The organism is uncultured Arcticibacterium sp. (assembly GCF_964021845.1).
GTDB lineage: Bacteria > Bacteroidota > Bacteroidia > Cytophagales > Spirosomataceae > Arcticibacterium.
Genome location: NZ_CAXHZC010000001.1, coordinates 1,516,385 through 1,531,464 on the forward strand (window position 1 = coordinate 1,516,385; position 15,080 = coordinate 1,531,464).

14 protein-coding genes are annotated in these 15,080 nt (G+C 36.3%); 11 read left to right on the forward strand and 3 right to left on the reverse strand.

The features are described from left to right. The first annotated feature begins 122 nt into the window (after nucleotides 1–122). The 9 genes from AADJ06_RS06550 to AADJ06_RS06590 all read left to right on the forward strand — a co-directional run bounded on the left by AADJ06_RS06550 (nucleotide 123) and on the right by AADJ06_RS06590 (nucleotide 7,063). Nucleotides 123–899, forward strand: a complete 777-nt coding sequence (locus tag AADJ06_RS06550; RefSeq protein ID WP_341225609.1) for a TIGR02757 family protein — start codon at nucleotides 123–125, stop codon at nucleotides 897–899. A gap of 146 nt (nucleotides 900–1,045) precedes the next feature. Continuing rightward, nucleotides 1,046–1,921: an aldose 1-epimerase gene (locus AADJ06_RS06555; RefSeq protein WP_341225610.1), complete on the forward strand. Its 876-nt coding sequence runs from the start codon at nucleotides 1,046–1,048 to the stop codon at nucleotides 1,919–1,921. 23 nt (nucleotides 1,922–1,944) lie between these two features. Beyond that, on the forward strand, nucleotides 1,945–2,538 hold the full coding sequence (locus AADJ06_RS06560) for a bifunctional nuclease family protein (protein ID WP_341225611.1): 594 nt from the start codon (nucleotides 1,945–1,947) through the stop codon (nucleotides 2,536–2,538). 51 nt (nucleotides 2,539–2,589) lie between these two features. After that, nucleotides 2,590–3,444, forward strand: coding sequence for a lysophospholipid acyltransferase family protein (locus AADJ06_RS06565; protein ID WP_341225612.1), 855 nt, complete (start codon nucleotides 2,590–2,592; stop codon nucleotides 3,442–3,444). A 64-nt stretch (nucleotides 3,445–3,508) separates the two neighbouring features. Continuing rightward, entirely contained in the window at nucleotides 3,509–4,387 is an 879-nt protein-coding gene (locus tag AADJ06_RS06570; protein ID WP_341225613.1) for a permease-like cell division protein FtsX, read from the forward strand. 12 nt (nucleotides 4,388–4,399) lie between these two features. Beyond that, nucleotides 4,400–4,675: a DUF3098 domain-containing protein gene (locus tag AADJ06_RS06575; RefSeq protein ID WP_341225614.1), complete on the forward strand. Its 276-nt coding sequence runs from the start codon at nucleotides 4,400–4,402 to the stop codon at nucleotides 4,673–4,675. A 3-nt stretch (nucleotides 4,676–4,678) separates the two neighbouring features. Next, a complete protein-coding gene (locus AADJ06_RS06580) occupies nucleotides 4,679–5,467 on the forward strand; it encodes an undecaprenyl-diphosphate phosphatase (RefSeq protein WP_341225615.1) in 789 nt (262 codons plus the stop codon). Continuing rightward, nucleotides 5,467–6,150 carry a tRNA pseudouridine(55) synthase TruB gene (gene truB / locus AADJ06_RS06585; RefSeq protein WP_341225616.1) on the forward strand — a complete coding sequence of 228 codons (684 nt, stop codon included), beginning with the start codon at nucleotides 5,467–5,469 and terminating at the stop codon, nucleotides 6,148–6,150. The genes AADJ06_RS06580 and truB overlap by 1 nt, the downstream gene beginning before the upstream one ends. Beyond that, nucleotides 6,137–7,063: a bifunctional riboflavin kinase/FAD synthetase gene (locus AADJ06_RS06590; protein ID WP_341225617.1), complete on the forward strand. Its 927-nt coding sequence runs from the start codon at nucleotides 6,137–6,139 to the stop codon at nucleotides 7,061–7,063. Before truB ends, AADJ06_RS06590 begins: the two co-directional genes overlap by 14 nt. Before the next feature lie 3 nt (nucleotides 7,064–7,066). Here AADJ06_RS06590 and pheA read toward each other — a convergent pair whose 3' ends face one another. From pheA to AADJ06_RS06605, 3 genes are read right to left on the reverse strand one after another with little or no spacing between them, the layout of a single operon-like run. Then, on the reverse strand, nucleotides 7,067–8,140 hold the full coding sequence (pheA, locus tag AADJ06_RS06595; RefSeq protein WP_341225618.1) for a prephenate dehydratase: 1,074 nt from the start codon (nucleotides 8,138–8,140) through the stop codon (nucleotides 7,067–7,069). A gap of 1 nt (nucleotide 8,141) precedes the next feature. Next, a complete protein-coding gene (locus tag AADJ06_RS06600; protein WP_341225619.1) occupies nucleotides 8,142–9,452 on the reverse strand; it encodes a dicarboxylate/amino acid:cation symporter in 1,311 nt (436 codons plus the stop codon). A gap of 20 nt (nucleotides 9,453–9,472) precedes the next feature. Then, a complete protein-coding gene (locus AADJ06_RS06605) occupies nucleotides 9,473–11,368 on the reverse strand; it encodes a DNA topoisomerase IV subunit B (protein WP_341225620.1) in 1,896 nt (631 codons plus the stop codon). Nucleotides 11,369–11,522: 154 nt separating this feature from the next. On the opposite strand from AADJ06_RS06605, the gene AADJ06_RS06610 reads away from it, so the two are divergent. Beyond that, on the forward strand, nucleotides 11,523–13,961 hold the full coding sequence (locus tag AADJ06_RS06610; RefSeq protein WP_341225621.1) for an SLBB domain-containing protein: 2,439 nt from the start codon (nucleotides 11,523–11,525) through the stop codon (nucleotides 13,959–13,961). Nucleotides 13,962–13,975: 14 nt separating this feature from the next. Then, nucleotides 13,976–15,067, forward strand: a complete 1,092-nt coding sequence (locus AADJ06_RS06615) for a hypothetical protein (RefSeq protein WP_341225622.1) — start codon at nucleotides 13,976–13,978, stop codon at nucleotides 15,065–15,067. The last annotated feature ends 13 nt before the right edge of the window (nucleotides 15,068–15,080 follow it).

Sequence of the window (15,080 nt, forward strand, 5' to 3'; positions counted from 1 at the left end):
TTTGGGCTATTCTATCCTATCATTACGGTTTTTTCGTACATATTAACCGCGTTTCTTTCTGTATTCTCGAGGTTATCTACCTTGATAGTTAAACTATTAAGTTCTAAAGGGAATAAGGATTGATGTTGCCATTTGAAGAATTAAAGGATCTTTTAGACGAAAAATACATTCATTTCAATCGTCCTAACTTTATTCCGAACGACCCAATTTCTATTCCTCACAAATTTTCTAATAAAGAAGACATCGAAATTGCAGGTTTCTTTGCATCAATATTGGCTTGGGGACAGCGTAAAACCATTATCAATAAATGCGTTGAACTTTTAGAATTGATGGATAATGCTCCGCATGAGTTTATTACCAGTTTTGAACCTCAAGATTTAATGCCATTTGAAGCTTTTAAACATCGGACTTTTAATGGTACAGACTGCCTTTATTTTATGGAGTCTTTGCGTAATATTTACGAAAACCATGAAGGTCTAGAAGGTGTGTTTTCAAAGGCAATAAAAGAAAGTGACGCATCTATAGAGAAAGGGCTCATTCATTTCAGAGAAACCTTCTTTGAGCTTGAGGATTCCCCCGCCCGAACTACCAAACACATAGCGTCTCCATTGAAAAAATCTGCTTGTAAAAGAATTAACATGTACCTCCGATGGATGGTTAGGAAAGACAATAATGGTGTAGACTTTGGCATCTGGAATAAGATAAAACCTAGCCAGCTAGTGTGCCCATGTGATGTACATGTAGAACGTGTAGCTAGAAAGCTCGGATTAATCCAATTACCTAAACCAAATTGGAATATGGCCACAGAATTAACCGAAAATTTAAAAAGCTTTGACCCTAATGACCCAGTAAAATACGATTTCTCCCTTTTTGGCCTTGGTGTAGAAGGTTACATGTAAATCACTCAAAACCATGCCTTTGAAACTTAAAAAAAAATATCAAACCTCATTCTATGAAATTTATATGGTGCCCTCTTTCTTTTTAAGAAGATTTTAAGTTTCTACTAAGGGGATTATTTCTATTTTTGCACCGCAAAAATACTTACATGGCGAATCTAATACTTAAAAATAAAATAGGGAGTACTGTAGAAATAGATCTATCACAAGGTGCTACTATTACTGGACTACACCTTGGCGGAGAAGATGTAATAAAATATCCGTTAAAAGAAGATGACCCAAAAAAGGGCTACCCATCCGCACTCTTATTTCCTTTTCCTAATAGAATTAAAGATGGTACTTATACTTTTGAAGAAAAGGAATATACCTTAGAGTTAAACGATATTGATAGTCATAACGCAATTCATGGCTTTATTGCCTTTGAAAGTTTTGACTTAATTTCACATACAGCGAGTAAATTGGTGGCTCAGTATAATTATGATGGTTACAAAGAAGGTTACCCCTTCCCCTTCCAATTTACAGTTACTTATACACTGAAAGAAAATACTTTAAACCTTACAGTGGATGTGCTAAACTCAGGTAATGGAAATATGCCAATGGGGTTTGCTTGGCATCCTTATTTTGGTTTTAACAGTTGTGCTATTGGCGATATGACAGTCAAGGTGCCAAGAAGAAGGAAAATTGAACTTAACGATAGGTATATTCCAACAAGTGAATTTGAAGTTGAGCGTTCTGAAGTAGTCAAATTAAAAAATACCATTTTGGATAATGTCTATTTTTTTGAGAAAGACACAGACGTTTCTGAAATAGAACTTCGTTGGAAAAAGAAAAAGCTTAAGGTAAGCCAGAAGACCGGAAAGAATAAGTTAAATTATTTTGTATTATATACTCCAGCTAGTAGAGACTGCATAGCTATAGAGCCGCAATCGTGTAATACAAATGCTTTTAATAACGAAGAAGGCTTGATTATTCTGAAAGAAGGAAAGAAAGCTAAATTTGAAATCTCAGTTTCAGTAGAAGGTTAAAGGAGTCTTTTTATATTTGTGCAGTGGATAAAATAAAACTAGAAATACTCGATATATCACCTAGCCAAGTTCAGGCAGGTTCTTTTACTATGGTACTGGGCGAAGAAGGTGGAAATCTTCGTTTACCTATTATCATTGGAATGTTTGAAGCTCAGGCCATAGCCATTGCTTCTGAAAACATTGAATCAAAAAGACCGTTAACGCATGATTTATTTGTGTCATTTTCTAGTTCTTTTGACTACACGGTCGAAGAAATATTAATTACAAACATAGATGACGGTGTTTTCTATTCAAAAATAGTTTGTTCTGATGGTATTCGTCAAAAAAACATTGATTCTAGACCTTCAGATGCCATAGCAATTGCTTTGAGGTTTAATGCTCCTATATATACCACCCGACATGTACTAGACGAAGCTGGCGTAAATACCGAGGATATTGGGGACGAAAGCGAGCAAGAAGAAAAACCTAAGAAAACGGTGACAGTAAAAGTTGAAGGGGCAAAACCGCTTTCAGAGTTTACCATGTCAGAACTTACCTCAAAACTGAACGAGTCACTTGAAAATGAAGAGTATGAAAATGCTGCTAAAATTCGAGATGAAATAGAACGTAGAAATTAATCTACGTACAATCTCCAATTATTTGCCTATTTTGGAGAATAGAAAAACCATATGCTAAAAATCTTAAGAAACTTTCTGCCTTTTCAGGCTATTGGCGATAAGCCATTGTCTAGGATATTGAATTATCTTGATATTTTTGGTTTGTTCCAGTCTGACCCTTTTGGTTACCCGCTGCTTCTTAAAAGGGTGGTAATTTTTGTGGCTGGTTGGCCCACATATTGGCGATTAGCCGTAGCCAACAAACTAACTATAGAAGGTGGTAATTATTTAAAAGAACTACCTAACACCAACGTACTCTTTATTTCAAATCATCAAACGTACTTTGCTGACGTTATTACGTTTTATCATATTTTCTCTGCCGCCAAATGGGGAATGTTTAGAAAACTTTATCCTTTCTACCTATTTTCACCTAGAGCTAAAACCTTTTATGTGGCTGCTCGTGAAACCATGAAATCCGGGTTTATTCCTAAACTATTTGCCTTGGCTGGTGCCATTATGGTAGATAGGTCTTGGCGGGCTAAAGGAGAAAACGTACAACGAGATGTAGACACTTCTGCCGCCGATAATGTACAGAAAGGGCTTAATTATGGTTGGGTTGTTACCTTTCCACAAGGAACCACCACTGCCTATGCTCCTATAAGAAAAGGAACTGCTCATCTTATAAAAGATAATAATCCTGTGGTGGTACCTGTGGTTATTGATGGTTTCAGAAGGGCTTTTAATAAAACGGGTTTGACCTACAAAAAGCGTAACACCAATTTAAAAGTTAGGTTTAAGCAACCCATATATTTTGATAAAGATCAACCTCTGGAAGAGATAGTTGCCATGGTTACTAAGATTATTGAGCAGAATGTTCCCGAAAATATTGCTGAATGGAAAGCGGAAGCTGAAAATTTAAATTCTTAAAAAAGCCTAAACCCCTATTCCTTTTCCATTTACAAGATTATCTTTGTTTAACCTTTTCAAATAGATGAAGTCAAACAAAAAACTAGGTAGTTATCCCGGAATCCTTATCACCGTAAGTCTTACAGTGGCACTTTTTCTTATTGGCTTCTGTGGATGGGTGGCATTTTCATCCAAAGAGCTTATAAAGTACATTAAGCAAAACATAGAGGTTCAAGCATATCTTGACCGAAACCTTAGTGAAACCAAAATTGATTCTATTCATCAGGTAATTGCTTCATTCCCCGAAATTGAGAAAAAAGGAGATACCAGTTTAATAACTTTCATTTCTAGTAAAACTGCAGCAGAAAACTTCTTAGCTGAAACCAATGAGAGTTATGAAGAAATTTTAGGGGACAATCCTTTTAGAGATGCCTTTAACCTAAAGGTCAAAGAGGAATTACTTACTGATGGCGAGTTAGCTATTTTGAAGCAAAAAATTGAAGCTGTGCCGGGGGTTTATGAAGCTGATTATGCAAAAGACTTTGTCAATGGCATAACAGAAAATGCTAATAAAGCCTATTTAATTTTATCAGCTATTGTACTCATATTCTTGATTGCAACTATATTATTGATTAATAACACCATAAAGCTGGCACTATATTCACAGCGTTTTATCATTAGAACCATGCAGCTAGTGGGTGCCACAAATGGCTTTATTCAAAAACCATTTATTTCTAAAGGATTACTCCAAGGTTTTATTGCTGGGATAATAGCATCAGCTCTTATTTTGATAACACAGCAGCTAGCCTTAAAACAAGTAGATGGTTTAAGTATAATTCAAAATCAGCAAATGATGATTTATGTCATTGTTGTCATGATAATTCTTGGGCCTCTAATAGGTTTAGTCAGTACTTTTCAGTCGATAAATAAATATTTAAACGTAGATTTAGACGATTTATATTAATAAGCAGACCTTATGTCAAAAAATAAAAAAATAGCCAATAAAACATCCGTTGATGCACCGCCAGCTACAAAAGCGTCACAGACTTCTCCAGCTTCAGGCTTACCATTTGGTAAAAGTAATTTCCAATTTATGCTAATTGGAATCGGAGTGATTCTTGCAGGTTTTATTATCATGACCTTAGATAAAGAAGAATTCGGTTTCGGATTTTTAGGAATTACACTAGGACCAATCGTGGTCTTTTGTGGTTTCATGATAGAACTATATGCCATCTTAAAGAAAAAAGCGTAAAGAATGGATTACATACAGGCCATCATTTTGGCTATTATTGAAGGTATCACTGAATACCTTCCGGTTAGTTCTACGGGGCATATGATTATTGCATCCTCTATAATGGGGATAGATAAGGAAGATTTTACTAAGATCTTCGAAGTTCAAATTCAGTTTGGTGCTATACTATCTGTGGTAGTGCTTTATTGGAAACGCTTCATACAGTCTTTAGATTTTTACTATAAGTTATTTATTGCATTTATTCCGGCTGCTGTCATTGGTCTTTTATTGAATGATTACATTGACATGTTGCTTGAAAATGTAATTGTAGTTGCCGTGATGCTAGTTCTAGGTGGTATTGTCCTTCTTTTTATTGATAAGGTTTTTGAGGATAAACCACAAAAAGATGATATCAGTTATGGTACGGCTTTGAAAATTGGTTTCTTCCAATGCATCGCCATGATTCCTGGCGTATCAAGGTCGGCGGCATCTATAATTGGAGGAATGACACAAGGTTTGACTAGAAAGTCTTCTGCAGAGTTCTCTTTCTTTTTGGCTGTACCTACTATGTTTGCAGCAGCAGCATATAAAATGTTAAAAGGTTATCTTGATGGCAACTTATCATTTAATAATGAAGAGATTAAACTCTTAATCATTGGAAATGTAGTTGCCTTTATTGTAGCCTTAGCTGCCATTAAATTCTTCATTGAGTTTCTTCAAAAATATGGTTTTAAAGTATTTGGCTATTACAGAATAGTAATTGGTCTAATTATTCTTGGTATGTTAGCCATGGGATACGATTTAAGCGTTTAATGGATTATTTCGACGAAAACGGTACTGTATTACTTATTGACAAGCCGCTCAAATGGACTTCTTTTGATGCAGTAAAAAAGATAAGATGGGCTGGAAAGTTTAAGAAAGTAGGCCACGCTGGTACTTTAGACCCTTTAGCTACTGGCCTCCTTATTCTATGTACTGGAAAAAAAACGAAGCAAATAGAACAATATCAAGCTCAAGAGAAAGAATACACGGGCACGTTTACTTTAGGTACTACCACCCCATCGTATGATTTAGAAACTGAGTTTGACAAAGAATTTCCTACAGAGCATATCACCAAAGAGGCTCTTGAAGAAGCTGTTAGTAAAATGACAGGGCTAATTGAGCAAACTCCTCCCATCTTTTCTGCTGTTAAAGTAAACGGAAGAAGGGCATATGATGCTGCTAGGAAAGGTGAAGAAATTAAATTAAAGATTAGGGAGGTGGAAATCAAAGCTTTTGAAATTGATGATTCCAACTTCCCTGTAATTGCCTTCAGAATTGTTTGTTCAAAAGGAACCTACATCAGAAGTATGGCTAATGACTTTGGCAAACTACTGAACTCTGGAGCCCATTTATCAAGCCTGAGAAGAACTAAGATTGGTGGTTTTTCTGTGAATGATGCAGAAGATATCTTGGCCGTGGCTGAAAAAATTAGAACTATACGTGAAAGTTTATAGAGAGTTAAGCGAATTTACCCCTTTAAAAAATGCGGTGGTAACCTCTGGTACCTTTGATGGTGTACATATAGGTCATCAAAAAATCATTTCTCGGCTTTTACAAGCCGCAAAAGAAACCCAAGGCGAAAGTGTGGTTATTACATTTTGGCCGCATCCTAGGCTTATTGTTTCTCCTGACCGTGAAAACCTAAGGTTACTTTCAAACTTAGATGAGAAGATTGACTTATTAGCCAATTTAGGGGTAGACCATCTTATAGTTTTGCCTTTTACCAGAGAGTTTTCAGAGTTAAGCTCGGAGAAATATGTAGAAGATATTCTAATCTCAGGAATAGGTACGGAAACTTTAGTGATTGGTTATGACCACCGTTTTGGAAAAAACAGAGAGGGTGGTTTTGATTACCTAAAAAAGAACTCAGAACGCTTCAAAATAGATATTGTTGAGATTCCTAGACAAGAGATTGACAGTTTAACTATCAGTTCTACCAAAATCAGGAATGCTTTACAAAAAGGAGAGGTTAAGGTTGCCAATGAACTTTTAGGAAGAACCTACTCTTTTCAAGGTTTAGTAAAAAAAGGACGTCAGTTGGGTAGAACAATTGGCTTCCCTACCGCAAATGTTAACGTATCAAAGAAGTATAAGCTAATTCCTGCTACAGGTGTCTATGCGGTCAAAGTGCACCTTAGAGGTGAAATTCTAAACGGTGTAATGAATATAGGAAATCGCCCAACCGTGGAAGGTACGGGGATTACGCAAGAAGTACACATTCTAGATTTTGACGACGACATTTACGGCGAAAACCTCAAAGTAGAAACTATTGATTATATCCGCCCGGAACTAAAATTTGACGGTGTAGATACCTTGGTAACCCAGATTAATAAGGATTGTGAAGCAGCTAGAAGCATATTGACCTAGCTCTTAAATATTCTTCACGTAACTCCCTAAAATCTTAATCTCTTTAGGATATTTTGCGAGAACATCTGCAAGGTTTTTCTCTTTGTAGTTACCCATTACTTCAATAAAGAACCAGAAGTTAAATTCCTGACTACCTTTATAAGGACGGCTTTCTATCTTAGTAATATTAATTTCATTCTGCTTAAACTCATTTAAGAAATCAGCTAAAACACCCGAGGTCTCTGTATTTTGAAGCCTTGCTATCATGGTAGTCTTATCGTTTCCACTAGGCTGATTTTCAAACTCCTTTGCAAGAATAAAGAAACGGGTTCTGTTATTGCTGTTGTCTTCTATGTTTTGAAAAACCATAGGGAGACCAAAAAGTTTAGCTGCTATTTCAGAGCAAATTGCTGCACTTTCAGGATCTTCAGAAGCCATTTTAGCAGCTTTTGATGTAGACTCTACCTGAATCTCTTCAATATCTTGTTGTTCAAAATACTTATTCAAAAATCCACGACACTGTCTAAAAGCGATATCTTTCGAATAAATTCTTTTGATATCAGTCATTTTATTAGCCATAGACCCCAATGCAAAATGAATGGATAACTTTAATTCAGCTACTATACTGACATCCATTTCATTGAGTAAATCTACCGTTTCATAAACTATTCCTGCCTGATTATTTTCAATAGGAATAACCCCAAAACGAGCTCTTTCTGTATCAACGGCTTCAAAAACAGACTTTATAGAAGGAAGCATAATGTAATCTCCCAATGCTCCAAATCTACTTTCCGCGGCTTGATGTGTAAAACTCCCCTTAGGCCCCATGTAGGCTATTTTCTCAGGGAGCTCTATGTTTCTAGCTGTGGCAAAAATTTCTAAAAAGATGGCTTCAATAGCCTTAGGGCTTAGGAGACCGTTATTCTCAGTAGACAACCTTGAGATAATTTCTTTCTCACGCTCTGGTCTGTAAACAACCGTATTGGTCTTATGTTTTAATACACCTACCTTTTTAACCAGTTCCATCCGCTCATTAAGAAGTTTGAGCAATTGGCTGTCAATTGTATTAATGCCTAATCTTAGTTCGTCTAAATTCAATTTAGTCTTGAGGTTTATAGTGGTCGTCCCAGTTTTTGACATTTGGGTCTTTAATTTTACCCAGACTTTTACCTACTAGCAAAGCTACGGTAGCGTCACTGGTAACATTGACAGCGGTTCTCACCATGTCTAATGGTCTGTCTACCGCAAATATAAGAGCAATTCCAGCAGGATTAACACCAATGGATTCCAAAACTATTACCAACATTAAAATACCTGCACCAGGCACAGCGGCCGTACCTATAGAAGCCAAAGTGGCTGTAAGCACTATAACTAGCTGGTCGGAAAGTGTCAAATCATTCCCAAAAACTTGGGCAATAAATACTGCAGCAATTCCCTGATATAGACTTGTACCATCCATATTGATGGTGGCCCCTACCGGGCAAACAAATGAGACAACGTCTTTTTCAACTCCCAGATGCTCCTCTACCCTTTCCATTGTAACTGGCAAAGTGGCAGCACTAGAACTGGTAGAAAACGCCAACAACTGAGCTGGCGAGATTCCATTTAAGAAGGTTTTAAAGTCAATACCAGTAAATACTTTTACCACAGATGGATAAAACACAAATAATAAAAATGCTAAACCAAAAACTACCGTTAATGCATATGCACCAAGTGCAATAAATACATCTGAAGAAGGAGCCTCCACCATTAAGGTAGCTAGCAATGCAAAAACACCAAATGGAGCAAAAAGCATGATGATGTCAATCATCTTTAATATCACCTCATTAAGACCATCAAAGAAGTCTTTGACCGGCTTAGATTTACTAGGTTCAATCAAGATAATGCCTATTCCGAAGAATACAACAAAGAAAATAATCTGCAACATATTTCCATTAGAACTAGCAGCAGCCACTATATTATCTGGAATGATATCAACCAGTGCGTCTAATGGTCCTCTTTCTTTTGTTTCGTTTGCAGAGGCTATTCTAGTATCAGCTTCGCCCGCAAAACTCTGCATCATTTCTAGGCGTGTAGTTTCTTCAATGAAACTACCTGGCTTAATAATGTTTACTAGTAAGAGCCCTATCGATATCGCAAAAATGGTAGTTAGGATATACATCCCGATGGTTCTAGAGCCCATCTTAGACAATTGACGAATATCATTTAAATCTGAAACACCTTTTACTAGAGAAGCAATAATTAAAGGAATGGCTATTAATTTCAGGGAATTAATAAAAATGGTTCCGAAAGGTTTTATCCAATCGACCACAAAATCTTTTCCCCAAGGGAACATAAGAAATAGAGCCCCAATAAGTAGACCCGCGAACATTCCAATAATAATCTGCCAATGCAGAGCAATTTTTCTCATAGATATAATTTTTTCAGAGCTTAAACAGTTTCTAAATCCTCTGTTGGAATCTGGTCTTCTTCTACTATATCTTTTTCTACTTTCAGGTTTTCAATGATGAACTTCTGCCTTTCAGGAGTATTCTTTCCCATAAAGTATCCTAAGATTTTAGCAATGCTAGATTCTTTTTCGAGTATTACGGGATCCAATCTAATATCTTTTCCTATGAAACCTTCAAATTCGTGCGGAGAAATTTCACCAAGCCCTTTAAATCTAGTTATTTCAGGTTTTCCTCCAAGTTTTTTAATTGCATGCTGCCGTTCATCGTCAGAATAGCAATAGATGGTTTCCTTCTTATTACGTACTCTAAACAGTGGTGTTTGAAGAATATATAGGTGTCCACCCCTAACCACATCCGGAAAAAACTGTAAAAAGAAAGTTAACAGCAATAATCTAATGTGAGAACCGTCAACATCAGCATCTGTAGCTATCACCACTTGGTTATATCTAAGACCATCCATACCGTCTTCTATATTTAGTGCATGCTGCAATAAATTGAACTCTTCGTTCTCATAAACTACTTTCTTACTTAGGCCAAAACAGTTCAAAGGTTTCCCTCTCAAACTAAATACGGCTTGTGTTTCTGGGCTTCTAGCTTTGGTTATACTTCCTGAAGCAGAATCACCCTCTGTAATAAAGAGGGTAGTATCTAACCTATCCTCATATTTGGCATCTGTCAAATGATACTTGCAGTCTCTTAGTTTTTTATTATGTAAACTTGCTTTTTTGGCTCGTTCATTTGCTAATTTTTTAACACCAGCTAATTCCTTTCTCTCCCTTTCAGATTGCTCTATTCTCTTCTTTAAAGCATCTTTTGTCTCTGAGTTCATGTGAAGGAAATTATCAAACTGCTCTTTCACAAAATCATTTATGAAAGTTCTGACAGTTTGAGCATTATCTTCTGGTGAAATGGTAATAGAACCTAGTTTTGTTTTAGTCTGAGACTCAAAAACTGGTTCCTGAACTCTTATTGAAATTGCCCCTATAATAGACGCTCTAATATCTTCTGCGGCATAATCTTTACCATAATGGTCTCTAACCGTTTTTACTATAGCTTCTTTGAAGGCAGAGAGGTGCGTTCCTCCTTGTGTGGTATTTTGACCGTTTACAAAGGATGAATATTCTTCACCATATTGATTACTGTGTGTAAGAGCCATTTCAATATCCGCTCCTTTCAAATGCACAATAGGGTATCTAAGGTTTGCCTCCTCGGTTTTTCTAAGAAGCAAATCCAAGAGACCATTCTGAGAAACGAACTTCTTTTTATTGAAACTGATTGTTAAACCGGCGTTCAAATAACAGTAATTCCAAATCATACTCTCAATATATTGAGGTATATAATGGTAATTTTTAAAAACAGTATTGTCAGGAACAAACTCTATAAGCGTTCCATTCTTCTCTGTTGTTATTTCTAATTTTGATTGCTCCTGAAGCACTCCAACATTAAATTCAGCCCAAGCAGTTTGACCTTCTCTAAAAGCTTGAACCCTAAAAAACGAAGACAAAGCATTCACTGCTTTGGTACCAACACCATTGAGACCAACAGACTTTTGAAAGGCCTTGCTGTCATATTTTGCCCCCGTATTAATCTTTGATACTACGTCTACTACTTTCCCTAAAGGAATTCCTCTACCATAATCTCTAACGGTTACGCTTCCGTCATCTATTACTATATTAATGGCTTTCCCGTGTCCCATTGCATATTCATCAATACAATTATCCATCACCTCTTTAAGTAATACATAAATGCCATCGTCTGCAGATGCTCCATCACCTAACTTTCCGATATACATACCTGGTCTAAGTCTTATGTGCTCTTTCCAGTCTAATGAGCGTATACTATCCTCATTGTATTGCGGTTCTTTTTCTTCAGCCATTGTTAATATATCAGCAGTAGTATAATTATTAAATCATTAAGCAATATTTAAAACCTATTTGAGTTCTCAAAACCAAAAATCTTCCGTTATTTTGCAGGAATTTAATACTAAGAGAGGCCCAAAAGTGGTTTACAATATATTTAAATGTTTGTCTATGAATTTGTCCAAAGTTAGGAATTCAGATTTAATCTCGAAAGTTCTAATTGGTATTATACTACTTACTTTTTTTTCAAGCTCAAGCTGGGCTCAAACCTACCCAGGTTATCCTCAAAACATCCCCAATACTGGTACAGCTTTACCTGGCTATCCACAGCAAGGTTTGCCTACAGGTCAAACCCAAGGTAAAACTATACAGCAAACACCGCAAGATGGTTTTAGAACGAATGATCTAACAGAAGAAGATACTGAGGCCATGACTCATGAAGACTCTGTAGCCTTGGTTATGGAAGAAAGAGAAATGGAGGACATTGCCGTTGAAACGCTTAGAAGAAAAATATTTGGTTACAAGCTTTTCAACCTTCAAAATTTTGACCCGAATGCTGTTCATAACATTCCTACCCCAAACAATTACGTTTTAGGAGCAAATGATCAACTTATCATTGATATCTATGGATATCTACAAGAACACCAAGAAGCAGTCATAAATCCAGACGGATACATTACATTAAATAGAGCTGGCCTAATAAAGGTTTCTGGTCAAACTATTGAAGATGCCACAGATAATATCAAAAGAGCACTTACAAAGATTTACCCAGGTATTAGTAATGGCACCATGAAGCTTAAAATTTCTCTTGGAAATGTTAGAAGTATAAAAGTAAGTGTAACGGGTGAGGCAGTTGCTCCAGGAACTTATACCATGAGTTCTTTAAGTACTGTTAGCTCAGCCCTCTACAGAAGTGGTGGACCTAACGAAATTGGCTCTTTCAGACAAATTAAGGTTATACGTAATAATTCAACTGTAGCCACACTTGACCTTTACGATATTCTAATGAAAGGTTTTTCTAAAGATGATATTCTTTTAAAAGACCAAGATGTTATCCTTATAGGACCATTTGTGAATAGAGTTATTGTAGGTGGGGGAACTAAGAGAGCTGGCTATTTTGAATTACTCCCTAATGAAACTTTATCAGATGCCATCACTTACGCTGGCGGTTTTGGAACGAAATCATACACTCATAGGCTAAAAATTTACAGAAATACTAGCAAAGAAAAAGAGATTGTAGATGTAATGAACACAAACTACGATAGCTTCACCATGACAAATGGTGACTCTGTTTTTGTCAATGAAGTTTTAGAGAGGTTTTCAAACCTAGTAAGTGTAGAAGGTGCGGTTTACAGACCTGGAGAGTACTCTTTAAATAGTAATCCGACACTTAAAGCTCTAATAGAATCTTCTGATGGCCTTATGGACGACGCCTTAATGGGAAGAATATCCATAGTAAGAACAAACGCTGATTTATCTACTGAAAACCTTTCTGTAAATTATAAAGACATTTTGACAGGAAACTCTCCCGATTTACCACTTAGGAGGGAAGACCGAATTATTGTTCCTTCTATATTTGATTTGACGGAGGTAGCCTTTGTTAGAATCCAAGGTGCTATAAATAATGAAGATGCCGAAGAGGGTGTTGAACTCCCATATGCCAAAAATTTAACGTTAGAAGACGTAATAGTTAGGGTTGGTGGTTTAACAGAAGCTGCAAGTTTATCAAGAATTGAGATAGTTCGAAGAAAAAGAAACGTTGATATAACTAAAGTAAATGCTCAAATTTCTGACATTATCAGATTAGACGTAACACCAGATTTAGAAGTAGTAAGTGGAAAAGAAAATATCACTCTACAGCCATTTGATGAGATTTTTGTTCGCTCTTCTCCAAATTATGAAGAGCAAACTTATGTTAAAATTGAAGGTGAAGTTTTTTACCCTTCTACTTATGGAATAGCCAGTAAAGATGAAAAGATTTCTGATTTGATAAAAAGAGCAGGAGGCTTGACTTTACAAGCTTATAGCCCGGGAGCTACCCTTGTAAGAACAGTACAGCTTTCTGAATTAGAGTTAGAGCAAAAAAGAAAAACACTTGAAGCTCTAAATACTGGAGGAACAGATACACAAGTAATTGAAATTGACGAAGTGGAAGAAACTAGAGAAGAGGCTATTGATATTGACTTAGCTGCTATTCTTAAAAACCCCGGAGCGGTTGGGGATTTAACACTTCAAGATGGCGATTTAATCAAGGTTCCTAAGCTTTTAGAAACCATAAGAATTCAAGGTGAAGTACTATACCCAACCACAGTGAAATTCATGAAAGGTTCTGCCTTTAAAAACTACATTTCGGGAGCAGGTGGATTTACAAAAAGATCAATGAGAAGAAAATCTTATGTTCTTTATCCAAACGGTTCGGTAGACAGAACCCGAAAATTCTTAGTTTTTAACATTTATCCAAAAATAGAGCCCGGTTCTGAGATAATAGTACCACAAAAAGTACAGAACAATGCTGACCAATTAGCTAGCTTTGCAAATGTATTAGGAACGCTTAGTGCTACCCTTGGTACAATCTTCAGTATTTATGGATTCATTAGTCTAGGTAAATAGTTTAAAAAGCCCTTATGGAATTAGAAAGTAACACAGAACGTCAGGTTTCTACAAAAGAACTGATGAGTCAATTTTTTGACTTTTTAGATCTTCTGGCTAGCAAATGGCGAATTTGGCTTGCAGCCCTTTTAATAGGAGCTTCCCTCAGCCTTACCATGGACTTTTTTGTAGAAAAAGAAAGTCTTTACAGAAGTACCATTATTTTTAACTTAGAGTTAGGTGGTGGCAGCGGCCAAAGCCAACTAGGAGGATTGGCTAGTACCTTCGGTATTTTCAATCAGAACACAGCTTCTGGCGGTGACCTTTTTACCGCACAGAATTTCCCAACTTTGTTACGTTCAAGGGCGGTAATGGAACGAGCTCTTATGAAAACCGTAGTGGTAAACGGAGATTCGCTTTTGATGATAAACTACATAGCAGATAGTAGTAATATCAAAACGAACGAATGGGGTGGCAGTTTATTCAGAAAACCTTTTCAAGCCGCCATTGACCATAAATTTGAAGACAAAGATATTAATGAGTTTTCTGAATTGGAAAACTTAATGGTAAATGCTATTTACGATAAGGTAAAAGAAACTACTTCTGTAGAGTTGGTAGAAACCACAAGCAGTATTATGGTTTTAACGGCAAAACTTACTAATGAAATGCTTGTTAAAAAATGGGTGGAAGCCGTATTAGAAACCACAGAAGAGTTTTATGTGGAGATGAAAACGAAGAAGACTAGAGAACTGCTAAAAACTCAAATAGAACAGTTAAATAAAATAGAGGCTGACCTAACCAGAACCGACAGCAGAATGGCGAGGCTGTCCTTTGAAAATCCTAATGTCGTTGACCCTAGAGGTACATTTAATCAAACACAAGTCCAAAGGCAAAGCAGTTTCTTATCAACCCAATATGTGGCACAACTAAACACAATTAAGGGTTTGGAAAGAGTAATAATTGAACAAACTCCAATTTTCACTATTGTAGAAGAAACCAGATTACCACTAGAAAGAGAAGATGCTGAAACTGGTTTAAATTTAAAATTAAGTAGTTTAGCACTTTTGGTGCTTACCATCATTGTTATAAGTTTGGCAGATTCTTATAAAAAAATCATGCAAGACTAATAAACCGGAGTAT

What these genes read in the sequence shown, in the direction of transcription:
- AADJ06_RS06580 (WP_341225615.1), top strand. Translation starts at nt 4,679, where the DNA reads ATGGATTACATACAGGCCATCATTTTGGCTATTATTGAAGGTATCACT.
- AADJ06_RS06555 (WP_341225610.1), top strand. Translation starts at nt 1,046, where the DNA reads ATGGCGAATCTAATACTTAAAAATAAAATAGGGAGTACTGTAGAAATA.
- AADJ06_RS06570 (WP_341225613.1), top strand. Translation starts at nt 3,509, where the DNA reads ATGAAGTCAAACAAAAAACTAGGTAGTTATCCCGGAATCCTTATCACC.
- AADJ06_RS06615 (WP_341225622.1), top strand. Translation starts at nt 13,976, where the DNA reads ATGGAATTAGAAAGTAACACAGAACGTCAGGTTTCTACAAAAGAACTG.
- AADJ06_RS06565 (WP_341225612.1), top strand. Translation starts at nt 2,590, where the DNA reads ATGCTAAAAATCTTAAGAAACTTTCTGCCTTTTCAGGCTATTGGCGAT.
- AADJ06_RS06600 (WP_341225619.1), bottom strand. Translation starts at nt 9,452, where the DNA reads ATGAGAAAAATTGCTCTGCATTGGCAGATTATTATTGGAATGTTCGCG.
- AADJ06_RS06610 (WP_341225621.1), top strand. Translation starts at nt 11,523, where the DNA reads ATGAATTTGTCCAAAGTTAGGAATTCAGATTTAATCTCGAAAGTTCTA.
- truB (WP_341225616.1), top strand. Translation starts at nt 5,467, where the DNA reads ATGGATTATTTCGACGAAAACGGTACTGTATTACTTATTGACAAGCCG.
- AADJ06_RS06605 (WP_341225620.1), bottom strand. Translation starts at nt 11,368, where the DNA reads ATGGCTGAAGAAAAAGAACCGCAATACAATGAGGATAGTATACGCTCA.
- AADJ06_RS06575 (WP_341225614.1), top strand. Translation starts at nt 4,400, where the DNA reads ATGTCAAAAAATAAAAAAATAGCCAATAAAACATCCGTTGATGCACCG.
- AADJ06_RS06550 (WP_341225609.1), top strand. Translation starts at nt 123, where the DNA reads ATGTTGCCATTTGAAGAATTAAAGGATCTTTTAGACGAAAAATACATT.